Here is a 16,259-nt window from a genome sequence, read left to right as displayed (position 1 = left end):
GCCGCCGGACCAGATTTCACTTTTTCCCAGTGCCCCAAAGTCTTGACGGCGCGGTCTAACACGTCACTGATGGGCAAGGCCCCGGAAGTGAGGTGAATGAAGTTCTGCTAGCCAAGCAGGACTTCCGTTACTGGCTTTCGCCGCGACTGGCCCGCAGGGATGGCTCGGTCACCCACTGGTGATGCAGTCAACAGCTTACATTAAAGAGTATTTCGGAATGAAGATTACAAAAATCACGCCGTACCTGCTCAAAGAGTGGCGTACCATGCTGTTCGTCAAAGTCGAGACGGACGAGGGGATCGTCGGGATCGGCGAGGCGGGCCTTACCTCGCGCGAGCAGGGCGTTGTCGGCATCCTCGAGGCCCTGACGCCGCTGCTGGTCGGCGCCGATCCGATGCGCAGCGAGCATCTCTGGCAGCTGATGTGGCGGAGCGGCTTCCACCCCTCCAACCAGGTCCTGACCTGCGCTATCGCCGCCATCGACATCGCGCTGTGGGACATCAAGGGCAAGGCGCTTGGCGTGCCCGTCTATCAGCTCCTCGGCGGTAAGGTTCGCGACAAGGTCAACACCTATTGCCACATGGCGGCGGATACCCCGGAGGAGTTGCTGGGCGTTGCCAAGCAGCGGGTGGCCGAAGGCTGGAACGTCATCCGCTGGGACAGTGGTCCGTTCAAGAGCCAGGCGGTCTACGACCCGAACCATGCCGTGGACTGGTCAATCGAAGCTTTCCGCCTGCTGCGGACCGAACTTGGTCCGAAGATCGAGATGGCGTTTGATGCGCACACCCGCACCAGCGTCGCCGACGCCGTGCGCCTCTGCCGCGGCGTTGAAGATTATCGCCCACTCTTCATCGAAGATCCGCTGCGCATCGAAAATCCGGAGTCCTATCGCCGTCTGCGTCAGCAGACGGCCGTGCCGATTGCGGCCGGTGAGCAGCTCGGCACCAAGTGGCAGTTCCGCGCCCTGATCGAGGAAGAACTGGTCGATTACGCCCGTATCGACATGTGTATCGCAGCCGGCTTTACGGAGTCGCGCAAGATCGCTGGCTGGTGTGAGACCCACTACATCGACATCGCCGTCCATAATCCCATCGGCCCGGTCTCGACCGCAGCCTGCCTGCACTTCAACATCGCGACGCCGAACATGCTGGTTCAGGAACTGCCGCGTCGTCCGGGTGAGAGTCTGGGCGATGTCATCACCAGCAAGCACAGCTGGGAAGATGGTTGGCTCCATGTGTCCGACGAACCGGGCCTTGGCCTCGAAGTCGACTGGGACGGCCTCGCCCGCTATCCCTTCAAGCACGAGAACCTGCCGATCTTTTATCGTGAGGACGGCTCCCTGACCAACTGGTAACGGCGTGGGGCGCGCGAGCGCCCCATATTCCCTTTGCGTCCTGACGGAGGTGTCGGTCAGATCCGCTCGCCGCTGGTGGCGTCGAAGAGCTGCATCTTGGTCACGTCGGGACGGAGGCTGAGGGACGATCCGGGCGCCGCGGCCAACCGGTCGCGGGTCAGGACAACGATGCTTGTTTTGCCAACCTGCACCAGGACATGGGTTTCGGATCCGGTCGGCTCAATGATTTGGGTAATGCGCAAAAACTGCGATGTGGGATGTGTTTCTTCTGGGGCTTGAACTTCCTCAAGGGCGCCTATGGCGCACGCCTTAAGAAAAACCCTGGTCGCTACAGCGATCCAGAAAAAGAAAATGGTCGGAGTACAAAGATTCGAACTTTGGACCCCCGGTTCCCAAAACCGGTGCTCTACCAGGCTGAGCTACACTCCGACGTTGCCACTCAGTTAGCGTGTCCCTTTGCAAAGAGCAAGTGCAATCAAACGGATACCACGAACTCTTGACGCTTGCCTCTGGGGTGTGGACAACAGGGCATGATCGATCTCACAAAGCCTTGGCCGCTGGGCCTCAGCCGCCGCAACTGGCCTATCTTTCTCGTGGCCGTGCTCGTTATCCTCGCGGCCCTGGCTGTGATCGATGAAAGCGCCTCTCGCGGGGCAATTGGCTGGCCGGAAGCCTGGCGCGCGCCGTTTTTCTTCATCACCGATTACGGACTTTCCGAATGGGTACTTATCCCCAGCCTTGTGATCATGATCCTGGCGCGCCTCGCGATGTTTCCGCTCAAAGGCTCCAGCAGGTCCATTTCGGCGGAGACCGCATGGGTATCCGCCTTCATCTTCTTCGGCGTCGCAATTCCAGGGCTTCTGACCAATCTCCTCAAACGCCTAATCGGCCGCGGCCGTCCGGCCGTCTACGAGGAGGTCGGTCCGTTCTCATTCCAGAACATTTTCAACGACTGGACTTTTCAGAGTTTTCCGAGCGGCCACTCGGCCACCGCGCTCGGCGTTGCCTTTACGATTGGCTTTATCTGGCCGCGCACCTTTTTGCCCCTGCTGATCATCGGGCTGGTTGTGGCCGTTTCCCGCGTGCCGGTCGGCATGCACTACCCGACGGACGTGTTCGCCGGCTGCATCGTCGGCATGCTGGGAGCCTATCTGGTGCGTAATCTGTTCGCCAAAAAGGGCTGGCTGTTCCACCAGCAGCCGGACGGCAAGATCGTCCGCAAGCCGCTGGTGGCCTATCGCCAATTGCTTCAGCGCGATCGCGCGTAGCGCTCCAGCCCATCCGCCAGGTCGCGCTTGAGGTCATCGACGTCCTCGAGCCCGACATGGATGCGGAAGAGGTTGCCCTCGTGGCTCCACGGCTTTGCGGATCGCGCCTTGCCGGGCTTTACCGGCAGGCAGAGGCTCTCGTAGCCGCCCCAGGAATACCCCATCGAGAAAATCTGCATCTGATCGACAAACGCCGCCACCGATGCGCGGGGGGCGGGCTTGAGGACGAAAGCGAACAGGCTGCCCGAGCCCGTGAAATCGCGCTTCCAGAGCGCGTGGTCAGGGTGGCTTGGCAGGGCAGGGTGGATCACCTCTGCGACCTCATCCTGGGCCTCGAGCCAACGGGCGATGTCGAGCGCCCGCTGCTGGTGTGCCTCCATGCGGATGGAGAGCGTCCTTAGTCCGCGCGCCACCAGATAGGCATCATCGCCAGAGGTGAAAAAACCCAGCAGGGTACGCGTGCTGGCGACATCGGCCCAGGCTTCCTCGGTGGCCGAAACTGTACCGGCCAGCACGTCGGAATGGCCCACGAACATTTTCGTGGCCGCATGCACCACAATGTCGGCGCCCAGCTTCAGCGGCTGGTGGTACAGCGGGCTGGCCCAGCTGTTGTCGACGATCAGGCGCGCGCCATTGGCTTTTGCAGCTGCAGCCAGGGCCGGAATATCCTGCACTTCGAACGTCAGGGACCCAGGGCTCTCCGCCAGCACAGCCCGCGTATTGGGGAGCATCAGCTCGGCAATGCCTGCGCCGATTCGCGGGTCGAAGTAGCGGGTTGTGATGCCCATCCGGGTCAGGAAACCGTCGGCGAAGACCCGTCCCGGTTCATAAGCGCTGTCACTGATCAACAGATCGTCGCCACTCTTGAGGCAGGCCAGGAGGGCGATGGTGATGGCGGCTAGGCCGGATGGGACAAGCTTGGTCGCGTGTGCGCCCTCCAGCCTGGTGATGACGGCCTCAACGCTCTCCGTCGTTGGGTTCCCTGCGCGGCCATAGAGAAAGCGCTGGGTCTGGTCCTCCAGATCCGACAGGGTTTTGAACAATACAGTCGAGCCGCGATAGACGGGCGTGTTGACGAAGCCGAACTGATCCTCCGGCGACCGGCCTTCATGGGTCAGAATGGTTTCGATAGCCATCTGGCCGGTGGAGGAGGCTGGAGTGTCAGTCATGGGTGCGCTGCTCAAATTCGGATCACAATTTTACTTTGGCGAAAAAAGAGACAGACTTGTTGCCTCAATTCACCTTCTACCCTTGACGTTACGGTCAAGAGACGATTGCATGCTTAACAGCATCGCAACCGTCATACAAAGGATGGTGGTGCACCCGGATAGTCGTTGGGCAAACAGCGACTTGTTGTTCGGGGTTAGAGGGTCAGGGAACAAAGGTAATAAATATGCAAAACAAGCTTGCAACACTCGCAGTGTCCGCAGCGATCAGCCTTGTAGCTGTCGCAGCTCATGCCGCGACGCTGGAAGACGTCAAGGCAAAGGGATATGTGCAGTGCGGCGTGACCGGGGGTGTGCCGGGTTTTTCTGCGCCGGACGCGAATAACAACTGGTCGGGTCTGGAAGTCGACTTCTGCCGCGCTGTCGCTGCAGCCATTTTCGATGACGCCGACAAGGTGCGTTATACCCCGCTGACATCGCAGGAGCGCTTTGCCGCCCTGTCCGCCGGCGAAATCGACATCCTGTCGCGTACCACGACATGGACCATGAGCCGCGATACCGACCTCGGTATCTCCTTCATCGGCACCATGTATTATGACGGTCAGGGCTTCATGGTCCGCGGTGCTGACGGCATTGAATCGGCAACCGATCTCTCGGGCGCTGCGATCTGCATCGAATCGGGCACCACGACCGAACTCAACGCTGCCGACTATTTCGAAGCCAATGGCATGGAGTATTCGCCGGTCGTGTTCACCGACCAGGACGAAGTTGTGAAGGCCTTCGAAGATGGCCGTTGCGACGTCTACACCACTGACGCTTCGGCCCTGGCCGCAGAGCGCTCCAAGTTCGCGGTTCCGGATGATTACATCATCCTGCCCGAAATCATCTCCAAGGAGCCGCTTGGTCCCGTGGTCCGTCAGGGCGACCCGGTATGGTTCAACATTGCTCGCTGGACCTATTTCGCACTGCTCGAAGCTGAAGAGCAGGGGATCACCCAGGCCAATGTCGACGAAATGCTCGGCTCGGATAACCCCTCGATCAAGCGTCTGCTTGGTGTCGAAGGCGACTTTGGTACGCCTCTCGGCCTCACCGCTGACTGGGCATACCGCATCATCAAGCACATCGGTAACTATGGCGAATCCTACGATCGCCACGTTGGCCCGGATACCGAAATCGGTCTGGCCCGCGGCCTGAACGCTCTGTGGACCGATGGCGGTCTGCAGTACGCGATGCCGATCCGCTAAGGCGAAACAGTGCTGGCGCCCCATCGTTGGGGCGCCAGTTCGTTAAGGCGCATGCGCGCAATGAGTGAGCTCGTCACCATACGGAAACTTCGCGTCCCTCCTGCCTGAGGCAGGGCGAGGATGTCGGCCGTTCCCGATTCCGGTGTCGGCGCAACGCGCGTGCGACCCTTTTTGAAGGGGACATTCGCCAATGGCTGTCCAACACAATCTCGCGGCCCCGCCGCGAACAGCGTTCTACAACGACCCCGTCATTCGCGGCATTCTCTACCAGGTTCTGGTCGCCGCAGCCGTGGTCGCCTTTTTCGTCTGGATCATCATGAACACCGCTGCCAATCTGGCAGCGCAGAACAAGTCGACCGGTTTCGACTTCCTGTTCCAGACCTCCGGTTTCGGCATCAGCTTCTCGCTGATCCCGTTTGACCGTTCATCCTATTACTGGGAAGCCTTCCTCGTCGGCCTGCTCAATACCTTGCTGGTGGCGGCGATCGGCATTTTCTTCTCGACCATTCTGGGTTTTGTGCTCGGCGTGGCGCGACTGTCGTCGAACTGGCTCATCGCCCGTTTCGCAACCGTCTACATCGAAATCATCCGCAACGTGCCGCTGCTGCTGCAGTTGTTCTTCTGGTATTTCGCCGTGCTCAAGGCCATGCCGGCCGTACGGGAATCCTTCGAGCTGCCGCTTGGCATTTTCGTCAACCAGCGCGGTATCATTGTTCCGCGTCCCATGCCGGACGCCGAGATCACCTGGGTGGTGGTTGCTGCGATCATCGCCATAATCGGTGCGATTGCGCTGGTGCGTTGGGCGATCAGTGTCCGTGCCCAGACCGGCCATTACCCCTCATTCGTCAAGATGGGCTCGCAGATTGCCGGCCTCGTCGTCACCTTCCTCTTCGGCTACCTCGCTCTAGCCCTGCTGGGCAGCGTTGTGCCGGCACTGGGGAGCATTCCGTTCCTGCCGTTGATCGGTGGTGCGGCTCTGGCTGCGCTCAGCCTGACACCGATGAGTGTCTATAGCCGGGCCTTTATCGGCTTTGCCATTGCCTGGGCCATTGCGCGTTTTGCACTCGGGGGCATGTTCGGCTTCCTGCCCGAACTAGCCGTCGTCGGCTTCTCGGGGCTTCTGGCTCTGGGTTACGCCTGGACCATGCTCGGTACGGATCGTCGACCAGCCGCACGCGACAGCAAGTTCCCGCTGGCCTTGCCTGTGCTGATCATCATCGCGGTTCCGGCCCTGATCTACTGGATCACCGGCGCCTCACTCGCCTTCGAAATGCCGCTGCTTGAGCGGTTCAATTTCAAGGGTGGCTTGCAGCTCGTCCCTGAAATGGTGGCTCTTGTTCTGGGCCTCACCATCTATACGGCAGCGTTCATCGCCGAAAACGTGCGAAGCGGTATTCAGGCCGTCAACAAGGGCCAGACCGAGGCTGCCGCATCTCTCGGTCTTCGTGAGGGCGATCGCCTTCGCCTCGTGGTGATCCCACAGGCCATGCGCGTCATCATCCCGCCGCTGACGAGCCAGTATCTCAACCTGACCAAGAACTCGTCGCTCGGTGCGGCCATCGGCTACCCCGAACTCGTCAACGTCTTCATGGGCACCACGCTCAATCAGACTGGCAAGGCCATCGAGGTGATCGCCATCACCATGGCGGTCTACCTCACCCTGTCGTTGAGCACCTCGGCTTTCATGAACTGGTACAATGCGCGCGTTGCGCTGGTCGAACGGTAGGAGCGGCAAATGTCAGTCACCTTTGTTCGCAGTCAGATGGTTGCTCCGCAACCGGCGCCCAACAACAGCGCCGGGCCCATCGCCTGGTTAAGGCGCAATCTCTTCGCCACGCCGGGGGACGCCCTGCTGTCCATCCTGGCGGTACTCCTCCTGCTCTGGGCGATTCCGCCCATCTACGGCTTCGTCATGCCCAATTTCCTGGGCGGACAGGCCGTTCCGCCCGGCGGCACGGTTGAAGACTGCCGTGTCTTGGGGGCAGGGGCATGCTGGGCCTATATCGAAGCCCGCATGAGTTTCTTCATCTACGGCTTCTATCCGCCGGAAGAATATTGGCGGCCCAATCTGGTGTTCCTGTTCGGCGCCTTGCTGATTGCGCCGCTCCTGATCCCCAGGGTGCCGTTCAAGCGTCTCAACGCCATCCTCTTCTTCGTCGTCTATCCGATCGTCTGCTTCTTCCTGCTCAATGGCGGCGCATTCGGCTTGCGGCCAGTGCCGACGGAACAATGGGGTGGCCTGCTTGTCACCCTGGTGATCTCCATGGTGGGCATCATCTGCTCCATTCCGCTCGGGATACTCCTGGCGCTGGGGCGGCAGTCAAAGCTGCCGATCATCAAGACGCTCTGCGTCATGTTCATCGAACTTTGGCGCGCAGTGCCGCTGATCACTGTGCTGTTCATGGCCTCGATCATGCTGCCACTGTTCATGCCTCAGGGCACGACAGTGGATAAGCTGCTGCGCGCGCTTGTCGGCGTCACCCTGTTCTCCTCGGCCTATCTGGCTGAGGTTGTGCGCGGTGGGCTACAGGCATTGCCACGGGGACAATATGAGGCTGCGTCGGCCCTGGGGCTGAGCTACTGGAAGTCCATGGGGCTGGTGATCCTGCCCCAGGCCATCAAGCACGTCATCCCCGGCATCGTGAACAGCTTCATTGCCCTGTTCAAGGATACCTCGCTCGTATCCATCGTGGGCATTTTCGACCTGCTCAACACGGTGCAGGCGGCCAGTTCGGACATCAACTGGTCGTCACCAACCCAGGCTATCACCGGCTATCTGTTCGCCGGGTTGGTTTTCTGGATTTTCTGCTTCGCCATGTCCCGCTATTCCATTTTCATGGAGCGGCGCCTGGACACGGGCCACAAGAGGTAACGCGATGAGCGACATGACCAACGGCGCAGATCGCGCCATCGACACCAGCAACATGACCGTGTCCGATACCGACGTCGCCATCGATGTCATCGGCATGCACAAATGGTATGGGGACTTCCACGTTCTTCGCGACATCGACCTCAAGGTTATGCGGGGCGAACGTATCGTCATTGCCGGGCCTTCGGGCTCTGGAAAGTCGACGCTGATCCGCTGCATCAATCGGCTCGAGGAGCATCAGCAGGGCCAGATTATCGTCAACGGGACCGAACTCACGGCCGACCTCAAGCGGATCGACGAAGTCCGGCGCGAGGTGGGGATGGTGTTTCAGCACTTCAACCTGTTCCCCCACCTGACCATCCTGCAGAACCTGACCCTCGCGCCCATCTGGGTGCGCGGCACCCCCAAGGCCGAGGCGGAAGCCACGGCCATGCATTATCTGGAACGGGTGAAAATCCCTGAGCAGGCCAATAAATTCCCCGGCCAGCTCTCGGGTGGCCAGCAGCAGCGTGTCGCCATTGCGCGTTCGCTCTGCATGCAGCCGAAGATCATGCTGTTTGACGAGCCGACCTCGGCGCTTGACCCCGAAATGGTCAAGGAGGTGCTCGAGGTGATGATCACCCTGGCCGAAGACGGCATGACCATGATCTGCGTCACCCATGAAATGGGCTTTGCCCGCCAGGTGGCAAACCGGGTGATCTTCATGGATCAGGGCCAGATCATCGAGCAGAATGACCCGGAGAATTTCTTCTCCAATCCCGAGCACGAGCGCACCAAGCTCTTCCTCAGCCAGATCCTGCACTAAGTCGTTCTGGCATAAACTCCTGGGGTCAGGCGCGCCTGCCGCTTGACCCCTTCCTCCCGCCTGCCAATATGCCAAGCTGTTGCAAAAGAAGTTGGCGTCGTGAGACATTTTTTGAAGCCATTGCTCTGTGCGCTGACGGCCTTCGTCGGCCTGGCGAGCCTCCCGGCCACGGCCCAGACGCTGGACGCCGTGCGCGAACGCGGTTTTCTCATCTGCGGCTCGAGCAGCTCCCTCGCAGGGTTCGCCCAGCAGGATGCCGACGGGCGCTGGTCCGGCTTCGACGTCGACCTCTGCCGAGCGCTGGCGGCAGCGATCTTTTCCAATCCCGACCTTATCGAATTCCGCTCCTATCGCGGTGAGGCGCGATTTGCGCCGCTCCAGACGGGCACTGTCGATGTGCTCATGCGCAACGGCGCCTGGACTGCAGGCCGCGACACCCGCTATGGCGCGCGCTATGTCACCACGAGTTTTTTCGATGGCCAGGCGTTTCTTGTGCCGCAGTCGCTCGGCGTTGTATCGGCTTATGAGTTGGACAATGTCAGCATCTGCGTCGCCGACAGTTTCGGCGAGCTCAAGGCTCTCGATGATTTCTTCTTCGCCAACCAGACCGGTTTCCAGGAAGTGGTCTACGAGGACGTGGCCGATTTGGCGGTCGCCTATCGCGCCGGGCTCTGCCAGGTCGTGTCGGCCCCGGGCCGTCAGCTTCAGGCCATTCGCCGCGATCTCCCCGATCCGCCCCAACACCGTGTTCTGCCCGAGCGTATCTCCAAGGAAATGCTCGGCCCGGTGATCCGTCAGGGCGATGACCAGTGGTTCAACATCATTCGCTGGACTGTGTTCGCGCTGATCAATGCCGAAGAAGTCGGGGTGACCAGCCTCAACATTGATTCCCTCTCGGCCGCCCGCACGGCCGCGGTTCGCCGCCTGCTTGGCGTAGAGGGAGATTTCGGCGCGCCTCTCGACCTCTCGCGCAGCTTCATGAGCGACGCCATCCGGGCGGTCGGCAATTACGGCGAGCTCTACGACCGCCATTTCGGCGCTCAGACCGGCGCCGCCATGCTGCGCGGTCAGAATGCCCTCTGGAGCAATGGCGGCCTGCTTTACGCCCCGCCCATTCGCTAGATCGGTGCTAAAGCAGCGGCGAGAGCAGCCGCGCCGCCTGAGTCAGGAAATAGAGGTGGAATGGGCGGGCCTTGAGTTCGGACGAACTCACTTCACGACAGGATTTGAAATCCGTCAGCAGCATCGCCTCCACCGCATCGATGGTCTTGCGATCGGTGAACCACAGCGTGATCTCGAAATTGATCGCAAAGGAACGGTTGTCAAAGTTGACGCTGCCAACAGTGGCAATCTCATCGTCCATGAGCACCACTTTCTGGTGCAGGAAGCCGTCGGTGTAACGGTAGACCGCGATGCCATGCTCCACCATGGCGTCGGCATGAGCCATGCTCGCCAGCCAGACGAGGGCATGGTCCGGGTTGTCAGGCAGCATGATCCGCACATCCACCCCGCGTAGCCGCGCGGCAAAGAGCGCTGTGCGGATATCGGTGTCGGGTACGAAATAGGGGCTGACGATCCAGAGGCGCTCCCGCGCCCGCCCGATCATGTCGACATAGGCGATGGCGCATTCCTCGAGCTTGTCAGCTGGGCCGCTGCCCATCACCAGCACGGACTGATCGCCCGGGCTCTCGAGTTCCTTGGGCGGATTTGACGACAGTCTTTCGCCGGTGGCCCACTCCCAGTCCTCCCGGAAGAGCAGCGCGCAGCCCAGTGCCGCCGGCCCCGAGACGCGCACATGCGTATCCCGCCAGTGCCCATATCTGGGATCCTTGCCGAGATACTCGTCGCCCACATTGTGCCCGCCGACCCAGGCATGCTTGCCGTCGGCCACCACGATCTTTCGATGATTGCGGTAGTTGATCCGGGTGGGGCCATAGACCCGCAGGAATTTGTGGCGCTGGTTGAAGCCGGCCACCTTGACGCCGGCATCGCGCAATTGCGTCCGAAATCGCTTGGGCATGCCGGTGCTGCCAACATCATCATAAAGCAGGCGTACCTGCACGCCGGCCCGAGCCTTGGCGATCAGCCGCTCCGCCAGTTGTTGGCCCAGATCATCGTCACGCACGATGTAAAACTGCACGAACAGATATTCTTCCGCCGCGTCGATCCCCTCAAAGATGGAGTCGAAGGTAGCCTTGCCGTCGATCAGGAGGTCAACGTGATTGCCGTGAAGAAACGGCAACTCCGACACTTGAGCCTGCACCGGCCATTTGTCGGTGGTTTCCCGGTCGATCAGGGCAAGGTCCCGGGCGCGCAGAGGACGGTCGGCGCGGCCATTCTTGATCCGGTCGGTGGCATAGTCGTCAAAGAACTTCCAGCCGAAGATCATGTAGAGAAATACGGTCGGGAAGGGCAGCAGCGCCAGGGACAGGAGCCAGGCGATCGATCCCTGGGAGGTCCGTGAATTCAGAATCTCGCGGACCGCGCAGATGAAGGCGAGGAGATAAATCGCGGCCATGATCGCGGCCACGAGGTGCAAATCTGCGATGATGGCGCGCAGGATATCGTCTATTCCGAACAACTTGCCCCCTCGCGCATCACAAGCGCACTCTATCAGTCAGAGTGCGCGCCGCAATCCCGTCCTCAAATGGGGACGGGAGGCTCAGGTGCAATGCTATTCGGAAACGATCACGCTCGAAATATCGATCGGCGCCCTGTCTTCCATCCACGCTGGGACAGGAAGGCTCCGTTCGCGCAGGAAGGTCGGGTTGAAAAGCTTGCTGGCGTAGCGATTGCCGTAGTCGCAGAGGATGGTGACGATTGTCTTGCCCGGTCCGAGATCGCGCGCCATGCGCACTGCGCCCGCAATATTGATCGCGCTCGAACCACCCAGGCACAGCCCCTCGTGCTCGAGCAGATCGAAGACGTAGGGCAGGGCCTCGGCATCGGAAATCTGGTAGGGATTGTCGATCGTGAGGCCTTCGAGATTAGCCGTAATGCGGCCCTGGCCGATCCCTTCGGTGATCGAATTGCCGGTCGAGCTCAGCACGCCATTGGCATAGAAATTATAGAGCGCCGCACCTTCCGGATCAGCGAGTCCGATCTTGACGTCCTCGCTGCGCGCGCGCAGCGCCTCGGCAACGCCGGCCAGCGTCCCGCCCGAACCCACCGCGCAGATAAAGCCGTCGATTCGGCCGTTGGTCTGCTGCCAGATTTCGGGGCCGGTCGTTTCGATATGCGCGCGCTTGTTGGACACATTGTCGAACTGATTGGCCCAGACCGCCCCGTTCGGCAGTTCCCGATTGAGCTTTTCCGCCAGTCGTCCGGAAATCTTGATGTAGTTGTTCGGGTCCTTATACGGCTTGGCCGGGACCTCGATAAGCTCGGCACCGAAAAGGCGCAGCGCGTCCTTCTTTTCCTGGCTTTGGGTCTCGGGGATGACAATCACCGATTTGAAGCCGAGCGAATTGGCGACAAGCGTCAACCCGATCCCGGTATTGCCTGCCGTACCCTCGACAATTGTGCCGCCAGGCTTCAGTGCGCCCGACTTGACGGCGTCATGAATGATGAACAGCGCTGCACGATCCTTCACCGACTGGCCGGGGTTCAAAAACTCCGCCTTGCCCCAGATGTCGCAGCCGGTCAGTGCCGAGACGCGATTGAGGCGGATAAGCGGTGTATTGCCGATGGCGGAGATGAGGTCGTCGTGCTTGCTGGCCATGTCAGATCTTTTGTTTTGCTTTGCGACAGTTTTAGGGGGGGCTCGGGGGCGGAACAAGCCTCAAACATCTCTAACAGCACGACATTCCGGTTCGTTCCCCGTTGGGAGTAGATGGCCGTCGTCCTTGGCCCTAAGGGGCAAATTCATTCCCCAGTTGCGCAAAGCCCTCAAGCGCCCTCAGCCGCGATGCGGCGAGGTCGACCACAGAGTGAGGATAGGTCTGGCCAAGGGTAATTCGCGCTGCTTTCAGAATCGCTTCAGGTGCCGCGAATGGCTTGTGAACCCATTTGTCGGGAAGGTCGGCGATCTCCGGGACCCAGCGGCGAACATAGTCACCCGCTGGATCAAACCTTTCGCCCTGCGTCACCGGGTTAAAAATCCTGAAATAGGGAGCCGCATCGAGCCCGCTGCCGGCCACCCATTGCCAGCTTGCGGGATTATTGGCGACGTCGGCGTCGACAAGGCAATCCCAGAACCAGGTTTCGCCAAGCCGCCAGTCAATCTGGAGGTTTTTTGTGAGTAGCGAGGCCACCAGCATGCGAACGCGGTTGTGCATGTAGCCAGTCTCCCAGAGCTCGCGCATGCCCGCATCGATGATGGGAAGGCCGGTTTGCCCGCGTTGCCAGCGCCCGAGCTCCTCGGGTGCCTCGCGCCATGCCAATCCGGAGAATTTCAGCTGCATTGGCGCCCGGGAGATGTCTTCACGGTGATAGAGCTGGCAGTAGCTGAAATCCCGCCAGGCCAATTCGGACAGGAATTTTTCTATTCCTCCCGCGAGTTCTGGCTCCAGTTCGGCCCTCAACCGTGCCGCGTGCCAGATCTGGCGCGGACTGATCTCGCCGAAGCGCAGGTGCGGCGAGAGGCGCGAGGTGCCATCCTTGGCCGGAATGTCCCGGTCGCCGGGATAGGCCGCCACCATGCCATCGAGAAAATCGGCGAGCCGTTCCCTGGCTGCGTCTTCACCCGCATTACAATGCGAATGCAGTTTTTCCGCCCAATGCGGCTCCACGTAAGTGCCGTCGGCGCCCTCGGTCGAGACGACGGCGTCAATGGGTTCGGGAGGAGGCAGCGGCCGCGCGATCTGCGTGTCTCGCAGCATTTTCCAGAACGGCGTGAACACCGAATAGGGCTTTCCCTGTCCAGTTTTGATCGTCCAAGGTTCGGCCAGAAGATTGCCGGCATGCGACACGACCGTTACGCCTGAATCGCGCAGTCCTGCCTTGATCGCGCTGTCGATATCGCGTTCGGCCGGGCCATAGCGCCGGTTCCAGTGCAACGCCTCCGCGCCGATCTCGGTCAGCGTCTCGCGCACAACGTCTCCGGCCAGTCCAGTCCGCGCCACCAGCCTGATCCCCACGCCGGCCAGCGCCTTTTCGAGACGCACAAGGCTTTGATGCAGCCACCAGCGCGCTGCCGCCCCGGTGGGGCGCAGGCTTGGGTCTGTCTCATGAATGTAGAGGGCGGTTACCTGCCGTGCCGACTGAGCTGCGGCGAGGAGGGCGGGATTGTCGGCCAGGCGCAAATCGTTGCGGAGCCAGACAAGGGCAGTGGGATATTCGGTCACGGGCAGGTCTCCGGGGGCGCAACGCTATACGCGTTATGGCGCCGCCCGGTTCGCCCCACAGCCTATTCCATTAGCTCGGCAAGTTGCTCCAGCGCCGAGCTCCACGCTTCCATGGAAAAAATGCGTGTCTGTGCATCGGCATGGGGAAGGCCGCGCTCGACCAGCGTCACTGCCGTATTGTCGTCGTCGATGGCCTTGAACGTCACTTCGATGACGAAGAGAAATTCGCTGTCGTCCTCCTCGTCACGATGCACCCAGCTCATGACCAGTTTTTCGTCTTCGACGAATTGGAGGATTTCGCCGGTCACCTCGTGATCGGCTTCGTCATCCTCTTCGCCGAAGGTGACGAAGCGGTAGGTGCCGCCTTCAAAGGCGTCGAATTCGGCTTCGTCCACCTGCCACTGCTCGATCAGCGCAGGGTCGGTCCAGGCGGAAAATACGTCGCTGATATTGGCGCTGATATTGCGCGTCAGCGTGATCTGGCTGTCGCTATCGATCTGGGTTGGGTCGCTCATGCCAGTTTCTCCCGGCTTTCAGGATAAAGTTCAGCTGTCCGAGGCAGCAGGATGGTCAGGAATCCGAGGGCGGGCAAGAAGGCGCAGATCTGGAAGACCGCGACAATGCCGATCCAGTCGGCCAGCGCGCCCATTGCGGCAGCGCCGAGGGCGCCGACTCCGAAGGCGAAGCCGAAGACGAAGCCGGCAATCATGCCGACCTTTCCGGGCACCAGTTCCTGGGCATAGACCACCATCGCCGAAAACGCCGAGGAAAGGATCAGCCCGGTCATCACGCTCATCGTCGCCGTCCAGAAGAGGTCGAGATAGGGCATGAGCAGGGTAAAGGGCAGGGAGCCCAGGATCGACACCCAGATTACGGCAAGACGCCCGTAGCGGTCGCCCACGGGTCCGCCGATGAAGGTGCCGGCGGCCACTGCGCCGAGGAACAGGAAGAGGTAAAGCTGCGCGTCCTGCGCAGACAGATCGAACTTCTCGATCAGGAAGAACGAATAATAGCTTTTCAGCGTCTCGATATAGATGAACTTGCTGAGCAGCAGCGCACCGATCACGGCAAACGCCATGATCAGGCGGTCGCGCGACAGTGCCGGCTTGCGCGTCGCCACGGCGGGGCGCGTGGAGAGCTGCCGCTGGTGCTCTGCATACCATCGGGCGACATAGCTCAAGAGGGCAACACCGGCGAAACCCGCCAGGACGAACCAGAGGGTGGTGAACTGGCCAAGCGGCAGGAGGATCAGCGCAGCGGCAAGCGGGCCGAGTGCAGTGCCGAGATTGCCGCCCACCTGGAACAGCGACTGCGCAAAGCCCAGCTTGCCGCCAGAGGCCAGCCGCGCGAGGCGCGACGCTTCAGGGTGGAAAAGCGCCGAGCCGATGCCAAGGACAACGGAGGCAACGAGCAGCAGTGCGAAGCCATTGGCTGTGGCCAGTGCGACGACGCCGACGCTGACGATGGCCAGGGACAGCGGCAGCCACAACGGTTTCGGCTTGAGGTCGCCCTGCAGGCCGAAAAGCGGTTGCAGAATACAGGCCGTAATCTGCTGCCCCAACGTCAACAGGCCAATCTGCAGGTAGTTGAGGTCATATGTCTCTTTGAGGAGCGGATAGAGGGCCGGCAGCAGGAACTGCAGCAGGTCATTGAGCAGATGCGCGCCGCTCACCGCGAAGATGATGCTCAAGGCTGTGGTCTGCCCCGACGCGGTCGCGGGCCCGGTATTCGCACTCATGTCAGAATTGTCCCTGGAGGAATTGCTCCTCCTAACCCGGCTTGCGCACAAGGGCAATCACCGCGGCGCTTTCGTGCGCGCGAATTCATCATGTGGGGAGGGTAAGATCAGAAGAGCCGATTGGCTCCGCGAGCTGGACTCGAACCAGCGACCATTCGATTAACAGTCGAACGCTCTACCAACTGAGCTATCGCGGAACACTTTTCGATAAGGCCTTTGGTTGGGGCCTTTCGTTTTGCCTTCGGATCGAAGGCGTGAGGCTCTCGCCCCGGTAGACTTGCCGTGCCAATATTTTGGTAATTTGCAGGGCTTGAACCCCGAATGGCTCCGCGAGCTGGACTCGAACCAGCGACCATTCGATTAACAGTCGAACGCTCTACCAACTGAGCTATCGCGGAACACTTTTCGGTAAGGCCTTTGGTTGGGGCCTTTCGGTTTGCCTTCGCGCTGAAGGCGTGGTCCATGTACCCCGGCTGATTTGGTTTGCCAAGTCCCCTTTGCATCTGTCTGTGAATAAAATTCAGAAACGT

At 60.8% G+C, this 16,259-nt stretch carries 14 protein-coding genes and 3 tRNA genes; 7 read left to right on the top strand and 10 right to left on the bottom strand.

What is annotated here, in order from left to right; genetic code table 11:
- Positions 1–217: 217 nt before the first annotated feature.
- Positions 218–1,354: a galactonate dehydratase gene (gene dgoD, locus NYQ88_RS13730; protein WP_275651689.1), complete on the top strand. Its 1,137-nt coding sequence runs from the start codon at positions 218–220 to the stop codon at positions 1,352–1,354.
- 56 nt (positions 1,355–1,410) lie between these two features.
- On the opposite strand, the gene NYQ88_RS13725 is transcribed toward dgoD, so the two are convergent.
- Together NYQ88_RS13725 and NYQ88_RS13720 are read right to left on the bottom strand one after the other, a co-directional pair.
- Complete coding sequence (locus NYQ88_RS13725; protein WP_275651688.1) at positions 1,411–1,596, bottom strand: hypothetical protein; 186 nt, start codon at positions 1,594–1,596, stop codon at positions 1,411–1,413.
- A gap of 110 nt (positions 1,597–1,706) precedes the next feature.
- A tRNA-Pro gene (locus NYQ88_RS13720) sits at positions 1,707–1,783 on the bottom strand.
- Positions 1,784–1,884: 101 nt separating this feature from the next.
- Here NYQ88_RS13720 and NYQ88_RS13715 point away from each other — a divergent pair.
- Positions 1,885–2,622, top strand: coding sequence for a phosphatase PAP2 family protein (locus NYQ88_RS13715; protein WP_275651687.1), 738 nt, complete (start codon positions 1,885–1,887; stop codon positions 2,620–2,622).
- Here the strand turns inward: NYQ88_RS13715 and metC are convergent.
- Positions 2,604–3,791 (bottom strand): cystathionine beta-lyase, encoded by a 1,188-nt coding sequence (metC, locus tag NYQ88_RS13710; protein WP_275651686.1) that lies wholly within the window; start codon positions 3,789–3,791, stop codon positions 2,604–2,606. The genes NYQ88_RS13715 and metC overlap by 19 nt on opposite strands.
- Before the next feature lie 224 nt (positions 3,792–4,015).
- Here metC and NYQ88_RS13705 point away from each other — a divergent pair, with 224 nt between their 5' ends.
- The 5 genes from NYQ88_RS13705 to NYQ88_RS13685 all read left to right on the top strand — a co-directional run bounded on the left by NYQ88_RS13705 (position 4,016) and on the right by NYQ88_RS13685 (position 9,828).
- Positions 4,016–5,032 (top strand): amino acid ABC transporter substrate-binding protein, encoded by a 1,017-nt coding sequence (locus NYQ88_RS13705; protein ID WP_275651685.1) that lies wholly within the window; start codon positions 4,016–4,018, stop codon positions 5,030–5,032.
- A 190-nt stretch (positions 5,033–5,222) separates the two neighbouring features.
- Positions 5,223–6,758 carry an ABC transporter permease subunit gene (locus NYQ88_RS13700; protein WP_275651684.1) on the top strand — a complete coding sequence of 512 codons (1,536 nt, stop codon included), beginning with the start codon at positions 5,223–5,225 and terminating at the stop codon, positions 6,756–6,758.
- A gap of 9 nt (positions 6,759–6,767) precedes the next feature.
- Positions 6,768–7,904: an amino acid ABC transporter permease gene (locus NYQ88_RS13695; protein WP_275651683.1), complete on the top strand. Its 1,137-nt coding sequence runs from the start codon at positions 6,768–6,770 to the stop codon at positions 7,902–7,904.
- A gap of 4 nt (positions 7,905–7,908) precedes the next feature.
- A complete protein-coding gene (locus NYQ88_RS13690; RefSeq protein WP_275651682.1) occupies positions 7,909–8,706 on the top strand; it encodes an amino acid ABC transporter ATP-binding protein in 798 nt (265 codons plus the stop codon).
- A gap of 99 nt (positions 8,707–8,805) precedes the next feature.
- A complete protein-coding gene (locus NYQ88_RS13685; protein WP_275651681.1) occupies positions 8,806–9,828 on the top strand; it encodes a transporter substrate-binding domain-containing protein in 1,023 nt (340 codons plus the stop codon).
- Positions 9,829–9,835: 7 nt separating this feature from the next.
- Here NYQ88_RS13685 and cls read toward each other — a convergent pair whose 3' ends face one another.
- The 7 genes from cls to NYQ88_RS13650 all read right to left on the bottom strand — a co-directional run bounded on the left by cls (position 9,836) and on the right by NYQ88_RS13650 (position 16,127).
- Positions 9,836–11,287 (bottom strand): cardiolipin synthase, encoded by a 1,452-nt coding sequence (gene cls, locus NYQ88_RS13680; protein WP_275651680.1) that lies wholly within the window; start codon positions 11,285–11,287, stop codon positions 9,836–9,838.
- 93 nt (positions 11,288–11,380) lie between these two features.
- Complete coding sequence (locus tag NYQ88_RS13675; protein ID WP_275651679.1) at positions 11,381–12,427, bottom strand: cysteine synthase A; 1,047 nt, start codon at positions 12,425–12,427, stop codon at positions 11,381–11,383.
- A gap of 130 nt (positions 12,428–12,557) precedes the next feature.
- Positions 12,558–13,991, bottom strand: coding sequence for a deoxyribodipyrimidine photo-lyase (locus NYQ88_RS13670; protein WP_275651678.1), 1,434 nt, complete (start codon positions 13,989–13,991; stop codon positions 12,558–12,560).
- A gap of 62 nt (positions 13,992–14,053) precedes the next feature.
- On the bottom strand, positions 14,054–14,506 hold the full coding sequence (locus NYQ88_RS13665) for an SRPBCC domain-containing protein (protein WP_275651677.1): 453 nt from the start codon (positions 14,504–14,506) through the stop codon (positions 14,054–14,056).
- A complete protein-coding gene (locus NYQ88_RS13660) occupies positions 14,503–15,729 on the bottom strand; it encodes an MFS transporter (RefSeq protein ID WP_275651676.1) in 1,227 nt (408 codons plus the stop codon). The genes NYQ88_RS13665 and NYQ88_RS13660 overlap by 4 nt, the downstream gene beginning before the upstream one ends.
- A gap of 121 nt (positions 15,730–15,850) precedes the next feature.
- A tRNA-Asn gene (locus tag NYQ88_RS13655) sits at positions 15,851–15,926 on the bottom strand.
- 125 nt (positions 15,927–16,051) lie between these two features.
- A tRNA-Asn gene (locus tag NYQ88_RS13650) sits at positions 16,052–16,127 on the bottom strand.
- Positions 16,128–16,259: the final 132 nt, after the last annotated feature.

Source organism: Devosia sp. SD17-2 (assembly GCF_029201565.1).
GTDB lineage: Bacteria > Pseudomonadota > Alphaproteobacteria > Rhizobiales > Devosiaceae > Devosia.
Note: the sequence above shows the minus strand (reverse complement) of the source record. Positions and strands in the feature narration are given on the sequence as shown.